Genomic DNA, 14751 nt, shown 5'->3' with positions numbered 1-14751 from the left:
CATGGACCCCACCCGCCTCTCCGCCCGCCAGATTGCCGAGGCCGTCTCTGCGGGCCGCCTGACCGTCCGCGCCGTGGCCGAGGCGCATCTGGACCGCATCGCCGCCAGCGACGGCCCGGTGCAGGCGTGGCAGCATCTGGACCCGGATGCCGTGCGGACCGTCGCCGATGCGATGGACCGCGCCGGGCCGAAGGGCCTGCTGGCGGGCGTGCCCATCGGGGTAAAGGATGTGATCGACACCGCCGACATGCCCACCGGCTATGGCACGCGGATTTATGACGGGTTCCGCCCGCCGTGGGACGCGCCCTGCGTCACGCTGGCCCGTCAGGCGGGCGCGCTGATCGCGGGGAAAACCGTCTCCACCGAACTGGCCATGGCCAGCCCGAACCAGACGCGCAATCCGTGGAACCCCGCGCATACGCCGGGCGGGTCCTCCTCCGGCTCCTGCGCGGCGGTGGCGGCGGGGATGGTGCCCGTGGCTTTCGGGACACAGACCTCCGGCTCCACCATCCGCCCGGCCAGCTTCTGCGGTGTGGTGGCCTTCAAGCCCAGCTTCGCGCTGATCAACACTGTGGGGATCAAGGTGCTGTGCCCGGGGCTGGACACGCTTGGCCTGCTGGCGCGGGGGATCGACGATGCCGCACTTTGCACCGCCGCCTTGGCGGGCCGCCCAGATCTGGCCGCGCTGACGCCGCCCGCCCGGCCGCGGATCGGCGTTCTGCTGGGCACCCGGCTGGACAAGGCCGACCCCTGCGCCATTGACGCCGTGCACCGGCTGGCCCGGCTGGCCGAGGCGGCAGGGGCGGAGGTCACGTTTCTCGACCCGCCTGCGTGGTATGACGGCATCTTCGATCTGCATGAGGCGGTGATGGGCTGGGAAGTCACCCGCTCTCTGGCCCATGAAATCGCCGTGCATTGGGACGGGCTGTCGCCGGTCACGCGCGGCATGCTGGAGGCGCAGGCCACGGTGGATGAGCCGCGCTATGCCGCGGCCATGGCGGAACTGCCGGGCATCCGCCATCTGACGGATGCGCTGCTTAGCCGGTTCGATGTGGTGCTGACGCTGGCCGCCGCGGGCGAGGCGCCCGAGGGGATGGCGACGGGCGATCCCTTGTTCAACCGGCTGTGGAGCGTCCTTCAGGTGCCGCTGATCTGCCTGCCGGTGGCCAAGGGGCCGAAGGGCCTGCCCGTGGGCGTACAGCTGGTGGGCCCGCGGGGGGCGGATCACCGTCTCGCCTCCGCCGCGCTGTTTCTGGAAACCGCCGTCACCGCCGCCGGGGGACCGCAATGACCGCCCCTGCCCCCGAAATGGCCGACGATTTCCGCGCCGCCATGCGCCTTTTGGCCGCCACGGTGAACATCATCACCGCGGGCAACGGCCCCGCCCGCCGTGGGCTGACCGCCACGGCCGTCTGTTCGATGTCAGTCACGCCGCCCTCGATGCTCGTTTGCGTCAACCGCTTTGGCGAGGCGCACCGCGCCATCACCGAGGCGGGCGCCTTCTGCGTCAACATCCTGGCCGATGACCAGCGCGAGGTGGCGCTGCGCTTTGCCGGGCAGACCGCCGCGGGTGAAGACAAGTTCGCACCCTATGGCTGGACGCAGCTGGCCACCGGCGCGCCGGTGCTGGACGGGGCCATGGTCAATCTGGACTGTGCGCTTGCCTCGGTGACCGAAACCGAAAGCCATTCGATCTTCATCGGCACGGTGCAGGCCGTGCGCTTCGGGCCGTCGGTCCAGCCGCTTCTGCATTACAACCGGCAATTCTTCTCACTTGCTCATCAGACCGCGCTTTGAAGCGCGGCGCCCCCACAGGAAGGACGACACCATGGCCATCAGCGACGCACAGTTCCTCAAAGGCTGGAAAGAGGTGCTGGGCATGTGCAACCTCAGGCCCGGCGAACAGGTCACGATCCTGACCGGCGACGACAGCAACCGCCAGATCGCCTATATCGCCAAGCTGGCGGCCTCGGACCTTGGCGCGGTGGTGACGGAGCTGAACCTGCCGCCGATGAATGGTGAAAAGGCGCTGTCGCCCGACAAATCGGGCTATGTCGGCAAGACCGCGCTGGAGGTGAACACCGCCGCGCTGGCCTGCCTGAAAGCCAGTGACATGGTGATCGACACCCTGCAGCTGCTGTTTTCCAAGGAGCAGGAAGAGGTGCTGAAACAAGGCACCCGCATGCTTCTGGCGGTGGAGCCGCCCGAAGTCATGATGCGCCAGATCCCGCGGCCTGAGGACAAGGCCCGCGTGCTTGCGGCGGCAAAGAAGATCGGCGCAGCGAAAGAGATGCATGTCACCTCGGCCGCGGGCACGGATTTCCGCTGCACGCTGGGCCAGTATCCGGTGCTGACGCAATACGGGCTGGCCGATGAGCCGGGCCGCTGGGACCATTGGCCCTCGTGCTTCTCGGCCCGCTGGCCCGATGAAGGCAGCGCAGAAGGCACCATCGTGATTGATGAGGGCGACATCTTCCTGCCCTTCAAGCACTACGCCCGCGCGCCGGTCACCGTGACCATCGAAAAGGGCTATATCGTCGATATCAAGGGCGGCTATGACGCTGAATTCATGCGCAAGTTCATGGACAGCTTCAACGACCCCCGCGCCTATGCCATGGCGCATGTGGGCTGGGGGCTGGAGAACCGGGCCAGCTGGACCGTCCTGGGCCTCTATAACCCGCAATCGCAGCTCTGCATGGATGCGCGCAGCTTTGCGGGCAATTTCCTGTGGTCCACCGGCCCGAATACCGAAGCGGGCGGCGACCGCGACGTGCCCTGCCATCTGGACATTCCGCTGCGCAATTGCTCGGTCTCGCTGGATGGCGAGGCGATGACCCTGAACGGTGCGGTCGTGCCCGCGGACCAAAAGTAACATGCACGCCGATCTGGTGATCATCGGTGGCGGCTCGGCGGGCGCCCTTCTGGCCGCGCGGCTGTCCGAAGACCCCGCCCACCGGGTCCTGCTGGTCGAGGCCGGGGGTGAGCCCACCGATCCTGACATCTGGACGCCGCAGATGTGGCCCGCGATCCAGCACCGCAGCTATGACTGGGATTACCTGACGGTGCCGCAGCCCGGGCTGGCAGGGCGGTCCCTTCCATGGGCGCGCGGAAAGGCGCTTGGCGGGTCCAGCCTCTTGCATGCCATGGGGCATTTCCGTGGCCATCCCGCGGATTTCGCCGTCTGGCACGCCGCCACCGGCGATGCGCGGTGGAGTTGGGAAGGGCTGCTCCCCGCCTTCATGGCGATTGAGGATCACACGCTGGGCGGTGACGGCATTCATGGCAAGGGCGGGCCGATGCCGGTCTGGCTGCCCGAAGAAGAGGTCAGCCCGCTGGCCCGCGCCTATATCGAGGCCGGGGCCGGTCTGGGCCTGCCCCGCCTGCGCGGACACAACACCGGGCGGATGATCGGCGTCACCCAGAACTCTCTGATGATCCGCAACGGTCGCCGGGTGACGGTGGCCGAGGCCTGGCTGACGCCAGAGGTGCGCGCTCGGGGCAATCTGACCATCCTGACCGGCACCATGGTCGAACGTCTGGTGCTGGAGCGGGGCCGCGTCACCGCGCTGGAAACCCCCGCCGGGCGGATCACCGCGGACCGGGTGATCCTGTCGGCGGGCGCGCTGGAGGGGCCGGCGCTGCTGATGCGCTCGGGCCTTGGGCCGGAGGCGGTACTGAAATCCGCGGGCGTGCCCTGCCTGCAGGACATTCGCGAACTGGGGCAGAACCTGATGGACCATCTTCTGGGCGCCGGGAACCTCTATGCCGCGCGGCAGGAGGTGGCTCCGTCGAAGCTGCAACATTCCGAAAGCATGGCCTATATGCGCGCGGGCGATTTCACCGCGGGTGGCCAGCCTGAAATCGTGGTGGGCTGCGGCGTGGCGCCCATCGTCTCGGAAATGTTCACCGCCCCCGCGGCAGGCAGTGCTTACAGCTTCCTCTTCGGTGTCTGCCACCCCACCAGCCGGGGTGAGGTCCGGATCACCGGCCCCGCATCGCGCGACCCGCTGGTCATAGACCCGCGCTATGTCAGCACCGATCAGGACCGCCGCCTGTTCCGCGCCGCCCTGACCGCCGCGCGCGAAATCGGGCACCGGCCGGAACTGGACGCATGGCGCGACCGCGAACTGCTGCCGGGGCCGCTGCGGACCGAGGCCGAGATGGACGAATTCATCGCAAAGGCGGCGATCACCCACCACCACCCCTCGGGCACCTGCCGGATGGGCCGGGACGAGGCCGCGCCGGTGGACCCGGACCTGCGGTTGCGCGGGCTGGACAATCTGTATGTGGTGGATTCCTCGGTTCTGCCCGGGCTGACGGCGGGGCCGATCCATGCCTCGGTTCTGGCCGTGGCGGAAACCTTTGCCCGCACCGTGGCACTCTAGGCTCCGCAAACAAAAACGCAGGCCGGAACGGGCCTGCGCATGTGGAATATCGGGTCTGTGCGGGGCTGACGGTCAGAAATGACCCGCCAGCCCGCGGGTCCGCGACTGCGGCCCTAATGCGCCTGGCTCAGGCGCGTAATCTCTTCTTTCAGCTTCAGCTTCTGCTTCTTCCATTCGGCGATCTGGCGATCATCCGTGGCCGGGCTCCGCTGCGCCTTTTCGACCATGTCCGAGAGGTTTTCGTGCTTCTTCCGAAGTTCCGCAATATGCGAAGCCATCGTCATGTCGTTCCTCCTGTATCGTGACATCCGTGTAACCAGTGCATCACGGAAGATGAGTCGTGTCACCTGTCTTCCTGACGCAGGCGGAAAGAAACGGCCGACAATTTTCCGTCAATCAGCCGAAACGGGCCGAGAGGTCGGCACCCTCACGCAGGATTGCGTTGGCCTCTCTTGTATAGCTCTCGCGGTCACCGTCATGCGCGGCGCCGTCGTGGATGATCAGCGGGGCCAGCAGGCGGAACGGGGCACGGCCCCCCTTGCGGGCCTGCAACAGGATGCGCAGCGCGGGCCGCCCCTCGCGCGCGGCAAGGGGCAGGACAGCAGCTGACCCCAGCTTCGGTGCCAGCGCCGCCAGCAGGGCGGGCAGGCTGTCGGCCCCCGCGATCAGCGTCAGCCAGCCGCCGGGCGCCAGCCGCCGCGCCGCAGCCGCCACCCAGTCCCCCACCGGCAGATCCACCTGCATCGCCGTGGCCCGCACCGGCAGCGGAGAGGGCGTGCCACCCGGCGGATACCATGGCGGATTGGCGATCACATGGTCGAAGTCCCGGCGCAGCGCCACGGGCATCCGGCGCAGGTCACCCTCCTGCACCTCCAGCGGCAGGCCGTTGCGGGTCGCATTGCGGCGGGCCAGATCGGCATATTCCGGCTGCAGCTCCAGCCCCGCCTGCCGCAGACCGGACACCCGCCAGCCCAGACACAGGGACGCCGCCCCTGCCCCGCAACCAAGGTCCAGCACGCTTTGCCCCGGCCGCGCCGGGCAGGCCGCGGCCAGCAGAACCGCATCCGTTGCCGCGCGATAGCCGCGGGCGGGCTGCAGCAGTTGCAGCCGCCCGCACAGGAACTTGTCGTCGGTCAGCGCCTCCTCGGGGAAGGTCACGCCGAGGTCTCCACCCCATTGTCCTTCAGGATGGCACGGGCCATGAACAGATCGCGGTCCGCCACCATCAGCCGCCGCGGCAGAATGCCCAGCGATCCGTCAAGGACGCTCATGTGGACGTCCATGTCGAAGGCGGCTATACCCTCGCCCTCAAGAAGGGCGGTGGCGAAGGCGATCACGGTCGGATCGGTCGTGCGCAGAAGCTCTTTCATCAGATCGACGTAGCGGTCCCGGCCCGTTCGGGCAAGGGTGCCGCAGAATTCACGGATTGGGAATGCAGATGGATGGCGTCTCAGATGCGGCAAAGCGCGGCCCGCAGGACCGGCTGGCCGAGGCCCTGACCGAGGACATGGCCGCGGTGAACCGCATCATCCGCGCGCGGATGAGCAGCGAACACGCCCCGCGCATCCCCGAAGTCACCGCCCATCTGATCGAGGCCGGGGGCAAACGGCTGCGTCCCATGCTGGTTCTGGCCGCCGCGCATCTGTGCGGTTACGCCGGGACCGACCATCAGAAGCTGGCCGCCACGGTGGAATTCATCCACACCGCCACCCTGCTGCATGACGATGTGGTCGACGAAAGCGCACAGCGCCGCGGGCGGCCCACGGCCAACCTGCTGTGGGACAACAAATCCAGCGTGCTGGTCGGCGATTACCTGTTCGCCCGGGCGTTCCAGCTGATGGTGGAACCCGGCAACCTGCGGGTGCTGGACATCCTTGCCAATGCCAGCGCGACGATTGCCGAGGGCGAGGTGCTGCAGCTGACCGCGGCGCAGGATCTGGCCACGACCGAGGAGATTTATCTGAAGGTGGTGCGCGGCAAGACCGCGGCGCTGTTCTCGGCCGCTACGGAATCCGGTGCAGTGATCGCGGGTGCGCCCGCGGAACAGGTGCAGGCGCTGTTTACCTATGGCGACGCACTTGGCATCGCCTTCCAGATTGCCGATGACCTCTTGGATTACGGCGGCACCGCCGCGGTGATCGGCAAGAACACCGGCGACGATTTCCGCGAACGCAAGCTGACGCTGCCGGTGATCAAGGCCATCGCCCGTGCCACGGACGACGAACGCGCCTTCTGGGTCCGCACCATCGAAAAGGGCCAGCAGGCCGACGGCGATCTGGAACGCGCGCAGGCGATCATGGCCGGACATGGCGCGCTGGCGGCGGCGCGGGCCGATGCGCTGGACTGGGCGGCGACAGCACGTCAGGCGCTGACGGCGCTGCCGCCGCATCCTTTGCGCGACATTCTGTCCGATCTGGCCGATTACGTGGTGGCGCGGATCGCCTGATCCCCGCCGCTGGCCCACAGGAACTGGGCATCGGTCTCCACCGCGCAGGGCCGCACCGCGCGCAGGCGACGCAGCGCCTCTGCGGGCGGCTCTCCCGCCGCAACCATCAGGCGCAGGACGGCCATGCCGGACCGGCCACAGCCGCCCATGCAGTGGATGAAAACCCGCCCGCCGCCGCGCAATACGGCCAGTGCCTCATCCGCCACCGCGGGCCATGCGGCTGACACCGCCAGATCGGGCGTGCTAAAATCCGCAACGGGAAGGTGCCGCCAGAGGATCCCGGCCTCTTCCAGATCGTTGGGCAGCGTCTCGGCCCCTTTTGCGGCCAGTTCGGCCAAAGGCGTCATCGACAGCACCAGCGCCGGACCGAAGGCGCACAGATCGGCCAGATCGGCGGCATAGGCCCCGCCGCGCCCCGGCATCGGACCAAGGGCCAGCACCCCGCCCGCCACCGGCACTGCCGCAATCGTCAGCCCCATTCCGCCCCCATCTCTGCGACAGGTGGACCTTCGCGCGGCCCCGCCCTAGTCTGCACCCCGAGTCACCGGAAAGCAGCATGTCCGACACGCCCGAGAAAGCCTATCAGGTTCTCGCCCGAAAATACCGCCCGCAGACCTTTGCCGATCTGATCGGGCAGGAGGCGATGGTGCGCACCCTGAAAAACGCCTTCGCGGCGGACAGGATCGCGCATGCCTTCATCATGACCGGCGTCCGCGGCGTGGGGAAGACCACCACTGCCCGGATCATCGCCAAGGGGCTGAACTGCATCGGCCCGGATGGCAAGGGCGGCCCGACGACGGAACCCTGCGGCCTCTGCAAACCCTGTCAGGGCATTGCCGAGGGCCGGTTCTTCGACGTGCTGGAAATCGACGCCGCCTCCTCCACCGGGGTGGACAACATCCGCGAACTGAACTCGATGGCGAACACGCGGCCCGCCGAGGGCCGGTTCAAGATCTTCATCATCGACGAAGTGCACATGTTGTCGATCAACGCCTTCAACGCGCTGTTGAAGACGCTGGAGGAGCCGCGCGGCCATACGAAATTCATCATGGCCACGACCGAAATCCGCAAGGTTCCGGTCACCGTCCTGTCGCGCTGCCAGCGGTTCGATCTGAAACGGATCGAGCCGGAGGTGATGATGGCGCATCTCTCGAAGGTGGCCGCCGCCGAAGGGGCCGAGATTGCGGGCGATGCGCTGGCGCTGATCACGCGGGCTGCCGAAGGCTCGGTCCGCGACGCGATGAGCCTGATGGATCAGGCGATTGCCATGGGCGCGGGCCAGACCTCTGCCTCGCAGGTGCGGTCGATGCTGGGGCTGGCCGACCGGGGCCGGACGCTGGACCTGTTCGATCTGGTGATGAAGGGCGATGCGGCCACCGCACTGGCGGAACTGTCGGCGCAATATGCCGATGGCGCCGATCCGATGGCGGTGCTGCGCGATCTGGCCGAGATCACCCATTGGATCAGCGTCATCAAGATCACGCCCGAGGCCGCCGAAGACCCGACCGTGCCGCCCGACGAACGCGCCCGCGGGCTGGAGATGGCGGGGGCGCTGCCGATGCGCGCGCTGAGCCGGATGTGGCAGATGCTGCTGAAGGCCATCGAAGAGGTGGGGCTGGCCCCGAACGCCATGATGGCCGCCGAGATGGCGGTGATCCGGCTGACCCATGTGGCCGAACTTCCCGACCCCGAGGCGCTGGTCCGGCGGCTGAGCGAGGGGCCGCAGCCCCCGGCAGGCGGCGGGGGTAGTGGCGGTGGCGGGATGCCCGGCCGCGGCCCTGTCCATGCGCCGATGGCCCGCGCGCCGATGTCGCCCGCCCGCGGCCCGACCATGGCGGCCACCGCCCCCGTGCTGGCCGAGGGAGAACTGCGAGTCTACGCGACCTTTGACAGCGTGATCGAGCTGATCCGCGAAAAGCGTGACATGCTGCTGTTGAAAGAGGTGGAGGATTACGTCCGCCTTGCCCGCTATTCCCCCGGCCGGATCGAATTCGAACCGGCGCCCGGCGCGAAGCCCGATCTTGCGGCGCGGCTGTCGCAACGGCTGCAAGGCTGGACCCGGGCCCGCTGGGGCGTGTCGGTCGTCTCCACCGGCGGGGCACCTACGCTTGCCGAAGTCCGCGCCGCCGAGCGTCTGCAGGCGGAGGCCGAGGCGATGGAAAGCCCGCTGGTCCGCGCGGTCTTTGCCGCCTTTCCCGGCGCGCAGATCAAAGACATCCGCACCGCCGAGGACCTTGCCCGTCAGGCCGCCGCCGAGGCCCTGCCCGAGGTGGAGGCCGAGGCGGATGTGGATGACGACTGGGACCCGTTCGAGGAATGATCCCGCGCCGTGCCACCGTTGACGATGCCGCCACGGTGGCCGCGCTGAACACCCATGTGCAGGGCTGGCACGCCGCGCATTACCCGGAGGCGTTCTTTCCGCAGCCCGACCCCGCGGCCCTGACCGCGCATTTCGCCGAACGGCTGGCCGATCCCGCGACGCATTGCCTGCTGGCGGGCGATCCGGCGCAGGGCTATGCGCTTTGCGCGCTGGTGGCGCGGCCACTGTCCCTGTTCTCGCCCCCGGTGCGGCGGCTGATGGTCGACCATATCGCCGTGGCCCCCGCGGCCCGCAGGCAGGGCATCGGCCGCGCGCTTCTGACTGCGGCACGCGATCTGGCCCGCAGCGAAGCCTGTGACGAAATCCTGCTGGATACGTGGGAAGCCAACACAGAAGCGCATGCCTTCTTCCGCGCCATGGGCTTTGCGCCGCGGCGGATGCTGTTCCGCGCCGTGCCCTGAGGGGACGCCAAAGGCCCTGCCCCTTGCGCCACGCCCCCCGCGCCCGTATCTCCATACCAGCAGCAAGGGAGCGGGAAGATGTTCAAAGGTCTCGGCGGGATCGGGGACATGGCCAAGATGATGAAGGCCGCCCAGGACATGCAGACAAAGATGGCCGAATTGCAGGACAGTCTGGGCCGCACCGTGGTGGTGGGCGAATCCGGCGCCGGTCTGGTCAAGGCCCGCGCCACCTGCAAGGGCGAGGTGACGGGGCTGGAGATCGACGCCTCGATCCTGATCCCTTCGGAAAAGGAAGTGCTGGAGGATCTGATCCTTGCCGCGATCCGCGATGCGCAGGACCGCGCGGCAAGCAAATCCTCGGACGAGATGCGCCGCATGACCGAGGCGCTTGGCTTGCCCGCCGACCTCAAGCTGCCGTTCTGATCTTGGCGGCCACCCCCGACGATCCCGGGATCGAGGCGCTGATCGAGCTTCTGGCCCGTCTGCCGGGGCTTGGCCCGCGCTCGGCCCGGCGGGCGGTGCTGGCGCTTTTGACGAAACGCGGGCAGCTGATGGCGCCCTTGGCGCAGGCCATGGCACAGGTCGCGCTGAACGCGCGCGATTGCCGGGTTTGCGGAAATATCTCGACCGAAGAGCTGTGCCCGATCTGCGCCGATCCGGCCCGTGCCTCGGGCGAGATCTGCGTGGTCGAGGATGTGGCCGATCTTTGGGCGCTGGAACGCGCGGGCGTGTTTCGCGGGCGCTATCACGTGTTGGGCGGCACATTGTCGGCGCTGGACGGGATGGGGCCGGAGGAACTGGGCATCCCGCGGCTGACCCGCCGGGTGGACGAAGAGGCGGTGACCGAGGTCATCCTTGCGCTGAACGCCACGGTGGATGGCCAGACGACCGCGCATTACATCGCCGATGCACTGACCGCGACACCGGCGCAGATCACCACCCTGGCGCAGGGCGTGCCCATCGGCGGAGAGCTGGATTATCTGGACGACGGCACATTGGGCGCGGCGCTGCGCGCGCGGCGGCGGCTGTAGCCCTCCGGCCCGTCAGGTCAGGAACCGCCGCACCAGCGCGATCAGCCGTTTGGCCCGCCCCGCATAGGGCGGGAACAGCAGGGGCAGCGCCGAAAAGCGGTTGGTCAGCACCGCGCGGTCATGGCTGAAGGCGCGGAACCCCGCCTCGCCATGCGCGGCGCCAAGGCCCGAATTGCCCACTCCGCCGAAGGGCAGGCCCGGATGGGCATAATGCATCACCGTCAGGTTCACCCCCGCCCCGCCCGAGGTGGTGGCAGACAGCACCCGGTCCGCGAACCCCGCATCCCGGTCGAAGACATAGAGCGCGAGCGGCTTTGGCCCGGCATTGATCCGGTCCAGCACGGGCTCCAGAACGGTGAAGGGCAGGATCGGCAGGACGGGTCCGAAGATTTCCTCCTGCATCAGCCCCATCTCGGGCGTCACCGCCTCGACCAGTATGGGCGGCAGGCGGGTGCCTTGCCCCGGCCCGCCGGTCAGCACCCGCGCGCCCTTGGCCACGGCATCCTCCAGGAGGCCGCGCAGCCGTCCGGCGTGGCGGTCGTTCACGATCCGCGCCAGATGCGAACTGTCCGCCCCGGCGCCATAGGCCGCGGCGATCCGGTCGCGCAAAGCGGCCAGAAACGGCGCCCGCACCGCCTCATGCACGAAGACATGATCGGGGGCGATGCAGGTCTGGCCCGCATTGGCGAATTTGCCGAAGGCCACCCATTTCGCCGCCTGCGTCACATCGGCGCCGGGGCCGATGATCACCGGCGACTTGCCCCCCAGTTCCAGCGTGACCGAGGAGAGATGACGCGCCGCCGCGGCCATCACCTCACGCCCGACGGCGGGGCTGCCGGTGAAGAACACATGATCGAAGGGCAGCGCCAGCAGGGCCTGCGCCTCTTCCCGCCCGCCCTGCACCACGGCCACCAGATCGGCGGGGAACGTCTCGGCCACCAGCCGCGCGATCAGAGCCGAGGTGGCGGGCGTCATCTCGGACGGTTTCAGCACCGCACTGTTCCCGGCGGCAAGGCAGGACACCAAGGGGCCGAAGCACAGGTTGAACGGATAGTTCCACGGCGCAATGATCAGGCAGACCCCGCGCGCCTGCGGCACCACCCGGGCCGAGGTGCCAAGCGTGGTCAGCGAGGGCATCACCCGCCGCACCCGCATCCAGCGCCGCAGATGGCGCAGCGTATGCCGGATCTCCTGCATCACCGGCAGGATTTCGGTCAGCACCACCTCCGCCTCGGGCTTGCCGAAATCCTTGGCCAGGGCGGCGATGATGGCGGGCTGGTTGTCCCGAACCATCGCGGCCATCCGTTGCAGCGCCGCCCGCCGCTCGGCCAGACCAAAGCTGGTGCGCCGCGCCGCCACCTGCGCCGTCTGGGCCGCGAACAGCGCGGCGGGGGTCTGACCGGACATGGGGCACCTCCTGCTTTGCGCGCATTGCAGCCCGTTCCCCCGTCCATGCGCAACCCGGACCCGCCATGACGTTGCGGAAATAACCGCGCCGCTGCGGCTATACTTCCCCGGGGATTCGGTGTAGGAGCCCCGGATGGCCTGAAGGTTCCGGGTCCGCGACAGGGAGAGCGGACGACAGGGGCGGTGGGCCGGTTTTTGGCTCACATAGGGGTGCAGGGCACCCCGGACAGGACAGATAATGGTTATGGAACGCGTCGCCGGGCCGCTGAAAGCGGCTTTGGCAGCAAAGGGTTATGAATCGCTGACCCCCGTGCAGGAGGCCGTGCTGGCCGAAGGGCTGGAAGGCCGCGACCTGCTGGTGTCGGCCCAGACCGGCAGCGGCAAGACCGTGGCCTTTGGTCTGGCCATGGCCCCCGAGGTGCTGGGCGGGATGGACCTGCTGCTGCCCGCGGAAAAGCCGCTGGCTCTGGTCATCGCGCCCACGCGCGAACTGGCCCTGCAGGTGCAGCGTGAGCTGGTCTGGCTTTATGCCGATGCCACCGTCGCCTCCTGTGTGGGGGGCATGGACTACCGCACCGAACGCCGCGCGCTGGACCGTGGCGCGCATCTGGTGGTGGGCACCCCCGGCCGCCTGCGCGACCATGTGGAGCGTGGGTCTCTGGATCTGTCGGATCTGCGCGCCGTCGTGCTGGATGAAGCCGACGAAATGCTGGACATGGGCTTTTCCGAGGATCTGGAATTCCTGCTGGGCCATGCGCCCGAAGACAAGCGCGTGCTGATGTTCTCGGCCACGGTGCCGAAGGAAATCGCCACGCTGGCCGCGACCTACCAGCGCGATGCCCGCCGGCTTGAGGTGAAAAGCGAGGCCAGCCAGCACGCCGATATCGAATACCGCGCGATCAGCGTCACCAACCGTGACCGCGAACCGGCGATCTTCAACCTGCTGCGCTGGCATGATTCCCGCGTGGCCATCGTCTTTGCCAAGACCCGGGCGAACGTGAACCACCTGCATGCGCGGATGGTGAACCGCGGCTTCCCGGTCGTGGCCCTGTCAGGCGAGCTGAGCCAGACCGAACGTCTGCATGCGCTGCAGGCGCTGCGCGATGGCCGCGCCCGCGTCTGCATCGCCACTGACGTGGCCGCCCGCGGGATCGACCTGCCGGGGCTGGATCTGGTGATTCACGCCGATCTGCCCACGAACCCCGAAACCCTGCTGCACCGGTCGGGCCGGACCGGCCGGGCCGGGCGCAAGGGGACCTCGGTCCTCGTGGTGCCGCAATCGGAATTCCGCAAGGCCAACCGCATCCTGCAGGGCGCCAAGGTCGTGGCCGAATGGGGCAAGGCGCCGGGCGCCGATGCCGTGCAATCGCGTGAGGATGAGCGGCTGGTCGCAGACCCCGCGCTGACCGAGGCCCTGGGCGAAGAGGCCGGGATCGCCAATGCGCTGCTGGAGCAGCACGGCCCCGAGGCGATTGCCGCGGCCTTCGTGCGGCTGTGGCGCGCGGGCCGTTCTGCGCCCGAGGAACTGGCCGAAGATCTGCCGCCGCCCACCCCGGTCGCCCCGCGCGAACGCGGCGAATTCGGCGCGTCGGTCTGGTATCGCGTGTCGGTCGGCCACACCGGCCGGGCCGAGGCGCGCTGGCTTTTGCCGAAGATCTGCGATGCGGGCAGCATTGCCAAGGACGGCATTGGCGCGATCCGCGTGCAGCAGGACATGACCTTCGTGCAGATCGCCGAAGCCCTTGCCCCCCGCTTTGGTGAGATGGTCGAGATCGAGCCAGGCCTGACCATGACCCGCCTGACCGAGGCGCCGGAATTCGGCCCCACCGGGCGCGTCGGCACCCGCCCCGAAGGCCGCGCCCCGCGGCGTGACAGCGCGAAGCCCGCCTATCAGCCCAAGCCCGCCCGCATTGTCGAGGACGGCGAAGACGGCGGCGACGTGCGGGAACCTGCGCGCAAGGTCTGGGCCAAGCGGACCGAGGAGCGCCGCCCGGAACCCGCGCGCGAGAACAACGATTTCACCCCGCGCAAGCCGCGCCCCGACTGGGACCCGGACCGCAAGCCGCGGTCTGACTGGGACGCCGACCGCAAGCCGCGTCCGCGCAGCGACGATGCGGCGGGCGACGGTGGCAAACCGCGCTGGTCGAAGGACGGCGAAAAGCCCGGCTACAAATCGGCGGGCTTCCGGTCACACGGTGGGCCTGCGGGCGGCAAACCGGCGCGCGCGACCGGGTTCAAAAGCCATTCGGCCGAAGGCGGGTTCAAGAAGCGCGAGGATTATGCCCCGCGCAGCAGCGGTCCGCGCGATTCCGCACCCCGCGAAGATGGCTATGCCCCGCGCAAACCGCGGGCCGAAGGGGGCGCCGAAGGCCGCCCCTATGTGAAGCGCGAACGCCCCTCTGACGGTGGCAAGCCGGAAGGCCGCAGCTGGGGCGCCAAGAGCCATGGTGACCGCACCGAAGGGGCCAAGCCCTTTGCGAAGAAGCCGTTCTCGAAATCCGGGCCGAAGCCCGGCCCGGCCCGCCCGGCCGCGCCCAAGGCCGATGCCAAGGACACGTCCAAGCGCTTCGTGCCGCCAAAGCGTCCCCGGGCCTGACCGAGGGCGGGGGGCCGTCTGCCCCCTGATGCCATCGGTTCAGGAACCGATGGCCTTCCCCCCGAGGATATTTGAACCAAGATGAAGGGGCGGTTTCGCCCCTTT

15 protein-coding genes are annotated in these 14751 nt (G+C 68.8%); 10 read left to right on the top strand and 5 right to left on the bottom strand.

Annotated features, from left to right (window positions below; translation table 11 throughout):
* Position 1 precedes the first annotated feature (1 nt).
* From ACO2Q5_RS12250 to ACO2Q5_RS12235, 4 genes are read left to right on the top strand one after another with little or no spacing between them, the layout of a single operon-like run.
* Complete coding sequence (locus ACO2Q5_RS12250; protein WP_423291380.1) at positions 2-1291, top strand: amidase; 1290 nt, start codon at positions 2-4, stop codon at positions 1289-1291.
* Positions 1288-1797: a flavin reductase family protein gene (locus ACO2Q5_RS12245; RefSeq protein ID WP_423291378.1), complete on the top strand. Its 510-nt coding sequence runs from the start codon at positions 1288-1290 to the stop codon at positions 1795-1797. The genes ACO2Q5_RS12250 and ACO2Q5_RS12245 overlap by 4 nt, the downstream gene beginning before the upstream one ends.
* Before the next feature lie 31 nt (positions 1798-1828).
* Positions 1829-2872, top strand: a complete 1044-nt coding sequence (locus tag ACO2Q5_RS12240; RefSeq protein WP_423291376.1) for a 2,5-dihydroxypyridine 5,6-dioxygenase — start codon at positions 1829-1831, stop codon at positions 2870-2872.
* A 1-nt stretch (position 2873) separates the two neighbouring features.
* Complete coding sequence (locus tag ACO2Q5_RS12235; protein ID WP_423291374.1) at positions 2874-4385, top strand: GMC family oxidoreductase; 1512 nt, start codon at positions 2874-2876, stop codon at positions 4383-4385.
* A 113-nt stretch (positions 4386-4498) separates the two neighbouring features.
* On the opposite strand, the gene ACO2Q5_RS12230 is transcribed toward ACO2Q5_RS12235, so the two are convergent.
* From ACO2Q5_RS12230 to ACO2Q5_RS12220, 3 genes are all read right to left on the bottom strand, one after another.
* Positions 4499-4669: a YdcH family protein gene (locus tag ACO2Q5_RS12230; RefSeq protein ID WP_423291372.1), complete on the bottom strand. Its 171-nt coding sequence runs from the start codon at positions 4667-4669 to the stop codon at positions 4499-4501.
* 112 nt (positions 4670-4781) lie between these two features.
* Positions 4782-5543, bottom strand: a complete 762-nt coding sequence (locus tag ACO2Q5_RS12225) for a tRNA1(Val) (adenine(37)-N6)-methyltransferase (RefSeq protein WP_423291370.1) — start codon at positions 5541-5543, stop codon at positions 4782-4784.
* Positions 5540-5755, bottom strand: a complete 216-nt coding sequence (locus ACO2Q5_RS12220) for a DUF2007 domain-containing protein (RefSeq protein WP_423291368.1) — start codon at positions 5753-5755, stop codon at positions 5540-5542. Before ACO2Q5_RS12220 ends, ACO2Q5_RS12225 begins: the two co-directional genes overlap by 4 nt.
* Before the next feature lie 68 nt (positions 5756-5823).
* Here ACO2Q5_RS12220 and ACO2Q5_RS12215 point away from each other — a divergent pair, with 68 nt between their 5' ends.
* A complete protein-coding gene (locus ACO2Q5_RS12215) occupies positions 5824-6831 on the top strand; it encodes a polyprenyl synthetase family protein (protein ID WP_423291366.1) in 1008 nt (335 codons plus the stop codon).
* On the opposite strand, the gene ACO2Q5_RS12210 is transcribed toward ACO2Q5_RS12215, so the two are convergent.
* Positions 6807-7310: a protein-tyrosine phosphatase family protein gene (locus tag ACO2Q5_RS12210; protein WP_423291364.1), complete on the bottom strand. Its 504-nt coding sequence runs from the start codon at positions 7308-7310 to the stop codon at positions 6807-6809. The genes ACO2Q5_RS12215 and ACO2Q5_RS12210 overlap by 25 nt on opposite strands.
* A 77-nt stretch (positions 7311-7387) precedes the next feature.
* Between ACO2Q5_RS12210 and ACO2Q5_RS12205 the strand changes: the two genes are divergently transcribed.
* From ACO2Q5_RS12205 to recR, 4 genes are all read left to right on the top strand, one after another.
* Entirely contained in the window at positions 7388-9151 is a 1764-nt protein-coding gene (locus ACO2Q5_RS12205) for a DNA polymerase III subunit gamma/tau (RefSeq protein WP_423291362.1), read from the top strand.
* On the top strand, positions 9148-9612 hold the full coding sequence (locus ACO2Q5_RS12200) for a GNAT family N-acetyltransferase (protein WP_423291360.1): 465 nt from the start codon (positions 9148-9150) through the stop codon (positions 9610-9612). Before ACO2Q5_RS12205 ends, ACO2Q5_RS12200 begins: the two co-directional genes overlap by 4 nt.
* A 78-nt stretch (positions 9613-9690) precedes the next feature.
* Positions 9691-10035, top strand: a complete 345-nt coding sequence (locus tag ACO2Q5_RS12195) for a YbaB/EbfC family nucleoid-associated protein (RefSeq protein ID WP_423291358.1) — start codon at positions 9691-9693, stop codon at positions 10033-10035.
* A gap of 2 nt (positions 10036-10037) precedes the next feature.
* The gene (gene recR / locus ACO2Q5_RS12190) at positions 10038-10643 is read left to right on the top strand and encodes a recombination mediator RecR (protein WP_423291356.1); all 606 of its coding nucleotides are present in this window, start codon (positions 10038-10040) and stop codon (positions 10641-10643) included.
* Between the two features lie 12 nt (positions 10644-10655).
* Here the strand turns inward: recR and ACO2Q5_RS12185 are convergent, their stop codons facing one another.
* Complete coding sequence (locus tag ACO2Q5_RS12185) at positions 10656-12050, bottom strand: aldehyde dehydrogenase family protein (RefSeq protein WP_423291353.1); 1395 nt, start codon at positions 12048-12050, stop codon at positions 10656-10658.
* 238 nt (positions 12051-12288) lie between these two features.
* Between ACO2Q5_RS12185 and ACO2Q5_RS12180 the strand changes: the two genes are divergently transcribed.
* Positions 12289-14646: a DEAD/DEAH box helicase gene (locus tag ACO2Q5_RS12180; RefSeq protein ID WP_423291351.1), complete on the top strand. Its 2358-nt coding sequence runs from the start codon at positions 12289-12291 to the stop codon at positions 14644-14646.
* Positions 14647-14751: the final 105 nt, after the last annotated feature.

The sequence above is a fragment of the Neotabrizicola sp. VNH66 genome (assembly GCF_049445895.1).
Taxonomy (GTDB): Bacteria; Pseudomonadota; Alphaproteobacteria; order Rhodobacterales; family Rhodobacteraceae; genus Pseudogemmobacter.
The sequence above is the reverse complement of the archived record's forward strand: the minus strand, read 5'-3'. Positions and strand labels throughout refer to the sequence as shown.